The organism is Clostridium polynesiense (genome assembly GCF_000820705.1).
GTDB lineage: Bacteria > Bacillota > Clostridia > Clostridiales > Clostridiaceae > Clostridium_AA > Clostridium_AA polynesiense.
In genome coordinates, this window is record NZ_CCXI01000155.1 from 1 (window position 1) to 7777 (window position 7777).

General features: G+C 30.9%; 4 protein-coding genes. 3 read left to right on the forward strand and 1 reads right to left on the reverse strand.

Annotated elements, in window-relative coordinates; all coding sequences use genetic code 11:
* Positions 1–434: 434 nt before the first annotated feature.
* Together TA89_RS16855 and TA89_RS16860 are read left to right on the forward strand one after the other, a co-directional pair.
* A complete protein-coding gene (locus tag TA89_RS16855; protein ID WP_040215078.1) occupies positions 435–2462 on the forward strand; it encodes a sensor histidine kinase in 2028 nt (675 codons plus the stop codon).
* A 126-nt stretch (positions 2463–2588) separates the two neighbouring features.
* Positions 2589–3770 (forward strand): MASE3 domain-containing protein, encoded by a 1182-nt coding sequence (locus tag TA89_RS16860; protein WP_187119327.1) that lies wholly within the window; start codon positions 2589–2591, stop codon positions 3768–3770.
* Positions 3771–3949: 179 nt separating this feature from the next.
* Here TA89_RS16860 and cls read toward each other — a convergent pair whose 3' ends face one another.
* Positions 3950–5395, reverse strand: a complete 1446-nt coding sequence (gene cls / locus TA89_RS16865; protein WP_040215085.1) for a cardiolipin synthase — start codon at positions 5393–5395, stop codon at positions 3950–3952.
* A 281-nt stretch (positions 5396–5676) separates the two neighbouring features.
* Between cls and TA89_RS16870 the strand changes: the two genes are divergently transcribed.
* Positions 5677–7224, forward strand: coding sequence for an AbgT family transporter (locus TA89_RS16870; protein ID WP_040215088.1), 1548 nt, complete (start codon positions 5677–5679; stop codon positions 7222–7224).
* The last annotated feature ends 553 nt before the right edge of the window (positions 7225–7777 follow it).

The window sequence follows — 7777 nt, forward strand, 5'->3', positions numbered from 1 at the left end:
AAAGTTTTTTATAATATTATTTTTAATTTTTTATTAAAAAACTTAATTATAGATATATAAATTATAATAAAATATGACATAAAAGCTTTATTTTTATAGAAATTTTACTATAAAGGTATAGGATTACTCAGTATTAGGGAGTATTAGATTAATTATTTGGATTTATGTAGTTATATAGTTTTTATGTGGAAAATGATAGAAATGATTATATTAATTTTACAGTAGTATTTTAAAAATAATAAAATACTTCAGATAATAATTATTTTCACAATGTGCTTAATCTTAAAATGAATATTTTTTATATAATAAAAAGTAATAATTTAACATATTAGGCGAATATTAGTCTTAATTTGCGATGAAAAAAACTGGAAATATTTGAGATAAAATGTAATTATAAGTATATAAGCGTATTCCTGAGTTGAGGAGTGGTTTTAATGAAAGTGAGGAGTGGTATTAAAAGCGCTTGTTTATTAGGGTGGGTTACCCCTCTTATGTTAATTATTCTTTTTATATATTTGAGTTCGGAAAGTTTTCTCTTATTTCACTCTCTTATAGAGATAATCACAGTGGTTATAAGCTTTGGTGTGGCGGTTATAGCCCTTGGTACAGCGAAAATATCGGAAAACAGCTATTTTACCTTTTTGGGGATAACCTATGGCTTCATAGGTATAATAAATTTATTCCACGTCTTTGCCTACGAAGGAATAAATCTGATCTCCTCAGATGCAAATGTTTCCTCTCAAATATGGATTCTGGAAAGATACTTTGAAGGAATATCTCTTATAGTGTCGTTTTATTTTATTAATAGGAAGATTAACTATAAAAAATTAATCGCAGTAAACAGCTGTATACTTACTTTTTTTTTAATATCTATTATGGAATTTAAAATATTTCCTGTATGTTACATAAAGGGAGAAGGTTTAACTTCCTTTAAAATTATAAGCGAATATATAATAAACGGAATGCTTTGTATTGTAATATATCTATATAACAAGGACAGAGGAGTCCATATAAAGCATAATTATAAGCTGCTTATTTATTCTATGATTTTTAAAATCGGTGCAGGTTTTGTTTATGTTATGTATAAAAATATAATTGATGTTTATAACATATTAGGACATCTATTAAATTTCATATCTTTTTGCTTCCTATATAAGGCTCTTTTTAAAAGCACTATAATAGATCCTTTTTCCACAGTTTTTGATAAGCTAAACAAAAAAGCTACTGAACTAGAATTATCCAATGAAGAAACTTTAAAGGCAAAACTTAATATGGAAAGATATTATAAAAGATATCAGAAGGTTTTGGATTTTATGCCAGATGGTATACTTGTAGTCAAGGATAACAGAATTAAGTATGCTAACTTTAAAATTCTTGAAATGCTTGGCCTCAAAAATAAAGGAGCATTGATTAATAAGAGCGTGTTTTCTATACTAGAAAGCGACTCTCATGAGGAGATTAAAGAAAACTTAAAAAAGGCAAATAAATTTCAAAATTCTCCAATAATAGAATGTAAGCTCTGCTTCGAAGAAAAGAAATGCAGTGTGGAAATATCTTCATTATATTTAGATGATAATGATATGGATTCCTGCATACTGGCATTAAGGGATATAACGGATAAGAAGAGGGTAGAGGAGATGAGGCTTGCTCTTATTGAGAAGAATAAACAGGAGGAGGTGAATAATGAATTTTTTTCAAATATATCTCACGAGCTTAAAACACCTATAAACGTTATATATTCAGCTTTGCAGCTTCAGAATAGATACATAGATAATCTATCCATAGAGGATATAAAAAGATATAACAAGGTAATAAGGCAGAATTGCCTGAGACTCATTAGATTAATAAATAATCTCATTGATACTACAAAAATTGAAGCTGGATTCTTAGCGCCCAAGATGAAGCCTGAGAATATAGTGAGCCTAACAGAGGATATAGCACTGTCCATTTTAAGCTATGCCAGAAACAAAAATATCAATATAATATTTGATACACAATTCGAGGAAGCTTTTATTAACTGTGATTTAGAGTTTATTGAAAGAATAATGCTTAATCTGCTTTCTAATGCCGTTAAATATGGAAAGAACGGCGGTTTGATTAAGATAAATATATATAGCAATAAAGAGGGATATGTGACAATAAAAATAAAGGATAATGGTATAGGGATACCTAAATGTATGACAAAAAGAATTTTTGAAAAGCTGGGAAAGGTTGATACGAGTTTATCAAGGCAGAATGAAGGCAGCGGAATAGGACTTACCATAGCCAAGTCCTTAATTGAAATGCAAAATGGCAGTATAGAGATAAAAAGTGCCTTAAATAGAGGTACAGAAATTTTTGTGTCTTTTCCTTTAATACGTATTGAAGGAGAAATTTCCTGTAATGAAGATGAAGATAAGCTTATTCGTGAAATCAGCATACTTGAAAAGGTTGATATCGAATTTTCTGATATTTATGCTTAATTTTTTTAAAAAAGTCTATTTTTGTAATATCAAGTTAATGGTATAATCTAGTAGAAGAAAATATTATATTTTACATATTGAAGGATTGATTAGGGGAAAACTTAATAAAGGGGGATATAAATGCATATGAAAGACAAAAATGGGAAATTGATCACAGGCTCTTTGATTTCTCTAGCGGTTTTTTTTATTTTTATTTACTTAAGCAGGATAAATTATGTGTTGTTTCATTCCCTGGCGGAGGTTGTAGTCAGTTTAGTAGGACTGACCTTTATGATTCTTGCATATATAACAAGGAATATAAGCGATAATAATTATTATACTTTTATAGGTATATCCTATGGTTTTGTAGCCTTTATAAACCTTTTTCACCTTTTTACCTATAAAGGTGTTTCAATAATCGATGTCACTTCCAATGTTCCCACTCAGCTTTGGATTATACAGAGATATTTTGAGGCTGTTGTTATATTAACATCTTTTCAGTTCATGAATAAAAAGGTAAATGTAAAAAAGCTTTTGATAGTTAACAGCATAGTAACATTGTTACTTTTGCTCAGCGTTTTTACATATAAAGTGTTTCCGGAGTGCTATATAGAAGGCCAGGGACTTACAGCTTTTAAAGTGGTTAGTGAATATGTAATAGGTTTAATGTTTATTATTTCTATATTTTTATATATTAAAAATATTAATGATAAAAAAATCAAAGATAAAGCTTACCTCCTTATTATATCACTTATATTTAAGGTTTTTAGTGGACTAGCTTTAGTTATCTATATAGGGGTTTATGATATTTCCAATTTTTTAGGACATATATTTAATTTTATATCATATATATTGCTTTACGCAGCTTTCATAGACTCGATTATAAAAAATCCCTATAACGTTTTGTTTCAGGAAATAAATGAAAAGATGAATTGTTTAAAAAAATCCAATGAAAAGCTAGAACAAGAGAAAATCGCACTTGAATATGATTATAAAAAGTATGAGGAACTATTAAGGCTCATGCCTCATGGAATATTGATTATGCATAAAGAAAGAATTGTTTACTATAATGAATATATAAAAAATCTGTTGGAAGCAGAGAATTATAATGTGCTGTTAAACAGGAGTATTTATGAGATAATCGATGTGACCTGCCATAATAGATTAAGAGAAAGCTTGCCAAAATTAGAAAAAGGGGATTATCTTAAAAAAGAGAGCTGCCTTTTAATCAGGAATAGAAAAAAATATCCTGTAGAGATTTCTGTATATTCCGTTAAAGAAAAAGGGATTCCTTACTACATATTTTTAATAGAAACACAAAAATTATAAAAAATATTTAAAATTAAAAAAACGTTAACATTTTAACTAAGTAATTATGTAACCATAATCAATTTTAAGATTTCTTAAAAAATCACTCCTTTTATTGAACGAAATACTAAGTTGTAACTTGGTATTCCGCTTATAAAAGGAGTTTTAATATTTTAAATATGAATTATTTTTAAATTATTTTACAATAACGCTGAAAAAATTCTTGTAATACCCTCCAGTATTTTTTGGAATTTTCCTGAACTTTCATATTCCTCCAGGGTAAACAGTCTGCATTTTTTTAAGTCTTCAAAGAATATTTGTTCAAGCTCTTGTGTTATTTCCTCGTCATATATGACAGAATTAATTTCATAGTTAAGCTCAAAGCTTCTCCTGTCCAAATTCGCTGTTCCTACGGAACACATCTTCCCATCGATAGTCATTGTTTTAGAATGTACAAAGGACTTTTTATCATAAAAGTAAACCTTAGCACCGCAGCGGAGAAGATCTGCAAGATAAGTTCTTGAGGCGTAATTTACAGTGAAATGATCTGCCTGTTCAGGGAAAATTATACGTACATCTACACCGCCTAAAGCTGCAATCTGCAGTACATCCATTATACCTTCAGAAGGGACGAAATAAGGTGTTGTTATATAAATATGATCTGTAGCTATGGAAATCATTTTTAAAGTGGCCTGCATAATGGCCGGAAACTGGGAATCCGGACCGCTTTTTACAAGCTGCATGGGTATTTTCTTTTTAGCAGCAGGAGCCGCAGGAAAATATTTATCAAATTCCTGATCATAAAATACATAATTGCTGTTGGTAACCTTTTTAATGGTTAAAAAGTCATCAAGAAATACAGCCTGAAGACCAAGGGTAAAATCACCTTTAACCATTATGTGAGTATCCCTCCAATAACCCATTTTACTTAAACCGAGATACTCATCACCGATATTTATCCCTCCAAGAAAACCTACTTTTCCATCTATAACTACGATTTTTCTATGATTTCTAAAATTTATCTGTGTATTAATGGCTCTCAGCAGAGGGGCCAAAAAGTATGAATATACTACTACATCAATACCTGCTTCAGCCATTTCTTTGAGATATTTCCTAGGAACCTTTATAGATCCTACCTTATCTATGATAAATCTAACCTTGACCCCTTCTTTGACCTTTTGAACTAATATATCCTTAATCTCATTTCCTATGCCGTCATTTTTAAATATATAATACTCCAAATGAATATGATGTTTGGCTTTAAGAAGCTCTTCCTTAAGAAAACGGTATTTTTCATTTCCATCGATAAATATCTTTATTTCATTATTAATAAAGACAGGTGAGTCGCTGTTGTTTGCCAGCAATTCAATAAGTGGTATATAAGGCTTATCCTTTTTGGGCATCTTTTCAATTATAGGAGTAATAAGCCTTTCAACATCTTCAGACATACGGTCATTTAACTTATGGATTTTCCAATTGCGCCCTAAGAATATATAAAGTATAAGTCCTATAGGAGGCAGCAGTATTAATACCATAAGCCAGGCAATGGTTCTCTCAGGTTGTTTCTTTTCTAATATTACTATAGAAATGGCAAGTATAATATTAATAACAAATATCGCATAAAGCGTATATAAAACAAAATTCATGCAGAACACCTCCCTACTCTATAATATATATATTATATAAAACATACTAACATTTCTATAAAAATAATAACATAATATTAATTTGTTAAAAATTCTTCACATTCTCTTACAATTACAGTACAAATAAGTAATTAAATGGTAATGTGTAAATTGCGGGAAAAAATTTCACTTGAAATGGATGTTAATTGCCATATATAATAAATTATCATAATTAACCGATAATTTATGGATTTCGGTAGGGGTTATGAGAAACTAATGAATTATTAGGGAGGGGACACATTTTGAAAAAAAAGAAAGGACTATTTCTTAAATTCCTAGACGGAGTTGAGAAAGTAGGTAATGCGCTTCCACATCCTGTAACGATTTTCTTAATACTATGTGCAATTGTTGCTGTAGCATCACACATAGTTGCGATGGTAGGAACAACAGTAACCTATCAGGGAATCGATCCTAAGACTTTTAAAGCGGGGGAGGTTACTGTAAAAGCAGTAAGCTTACTGACACCTGAAGGCATAAGGTACATATTTACAAGTGCGGTAAATAACTTTACAAGCTTTGCTCCATTGGGAACAGTACTTGTAGCTATGCTGGGTGTTGGTGTGGCAGAAGGCTCAGGCCTTATTTCAACAGCATTAAGAAGAATGGTGTTAAGCACACCAAAGACATTAATTACTGTAATTGTTGTATTTGCAGGGGTTATGTCCAATGTAGCTTCAGATGCAGGCTACGTAGTTCTTGTTCCATTAGGAGCAATAATTTTCGCCAGCGTAGGAAGACATCCTATTGCAGGTTTGGCAGCAGCTTTTGCAGGAGTATCCGGAGGTTTTAGTGCAAATCTTATGATAGGTACTATTGATCCGCTTCTTGCAGGTATAAGTACTGAGGCTGCTCATATATTAAGACCGGACATTTCAGTAACACCTACAGCAAACTTATACTTCATGTTCATTTCAACTTTTGTTATAACTGCTTTAGGAACTTTTGTTACTGAAAAGATAGTTGAGCCAAGACTTGGTGAATATAAAGGAAAGCACATGGAAGTTGTTCAAGATCTTACAAGTGAAGAAAAGAGAGGTTTAAAATTTGCTCTTATTTCTTTAATAGTATTCATAGCTGCTATACTTTTCCTTACAGTACCGGCAAGTGCTATACTTAGAGATCCGAAAACAGGAGAAATCTTAGGACATTCACCATTTATGAATTCTATAGTTCTTATTATAGCTTTATTCTTCTTTGTTCCAGGTGTGGCTTATGGTATAGGAGCAAGAACTATAAAGAATGATAAAGATATAGTAAATGGTATGGCAAAGGCTATGTCTTCTATGGGCTCTTATTTAGTTCTTACATTTATAGCGGCACAGTTCGTAGCGTACTTTAACTATACAAAGCTTGGAACCATAATAGCTGTTAAGGGTGCAGATGCCCTTCAAGCCATAGGACTTAAAGGTATAGGATTGATTTTGCTGTTTGTTTTGTTAACTGCATTCATAAATCTATTCATGGGATCAGCTTCAGCAAAATGGGCTATCATGGCACCTATATTCGTGCCTATGCTTATGGGAAGCCAATTTTCCCCGGATTTCATTCAGATAGCTTACAGAATAGGAGACTCTACAACTAATATAATTTCTCCTTTAATGAGTTACTTTGCGGTAATAGTTGCTTTTGCAGCAAAATACGATGAGGACTCAGGTATAGGAACTCTTATTTCTACAATGGTTCCATACACCATAGTATTCTTATTAGGATGGAGTGCTCTTCTTATAGTATGGTACTTTGCAGGATGGCCAATAGGACCGGGAGCAGGTATTCATCTTTTAGCACCTTAATTTAAAGCTGTTTTAAAATAGTGGACAGGTTTATTTTCTGGCAGAAGCTATAAGAATAATATATTTAGATTAATAAAATATTAGGTATAAAATTAAGTAAAAAGACTAATTCTAATAGAGGAATTAGTCTTTTTCTTTTATAGAAATAATTTTTTCGTGTGAAATAAACAGAGATATATATAGGAGAATCCAATTCGTAAAGAGCTTTGAAGGTACGTAGATCTATAATCACAGAAGACATAAATTAGTATGTTTATACAGAAAATAGAACAAACATATCCTGGTGTATCAATATGCTTTTATTGAAGAAAAATAGAGTAATATAAAGAAAAGGATGACATTTTTCTAGTAAACGCTAATATTAGTCAACATGTATCTTTTCAGCTGTGGTAATATAAATGAGTCGCTTGCGGCAGGGCGATGAAACACAGAGAAACACTTGTAAAAATCATAATTGAACAGATGAAAATCAATTAAAGATTTTTAAATAAAAAGTGTTGACAAAGAAAATTTGCCGTGATAATATAATCAAGCGGCCTAGGAAAAGCCGCAG

Excerpts from the sequence above, each read along its gene's own strand:
- cls (WP_040215085.1), bottom strand. The coding sequence starts at position 5,395 with ATGAATTTTGTTTTATATACGCTTTATGCGATATTTGTTATTAATATT.
- TA89_RS16860 (WP_187119327.1), top strand. The coding sequence starts at position 2,589 with ATGAAAGACAAAAATGGGAAATTGATCACAGGCTCTTTGATTTCTCTA.
- TA89_RS16855 (WP_040215078.1), top strand. The coding sequence starts at position 435 with ATGAAAGTGAGGAGTGGTATTAAAAGCGCTTGTTTATTAGGGTGGGTT.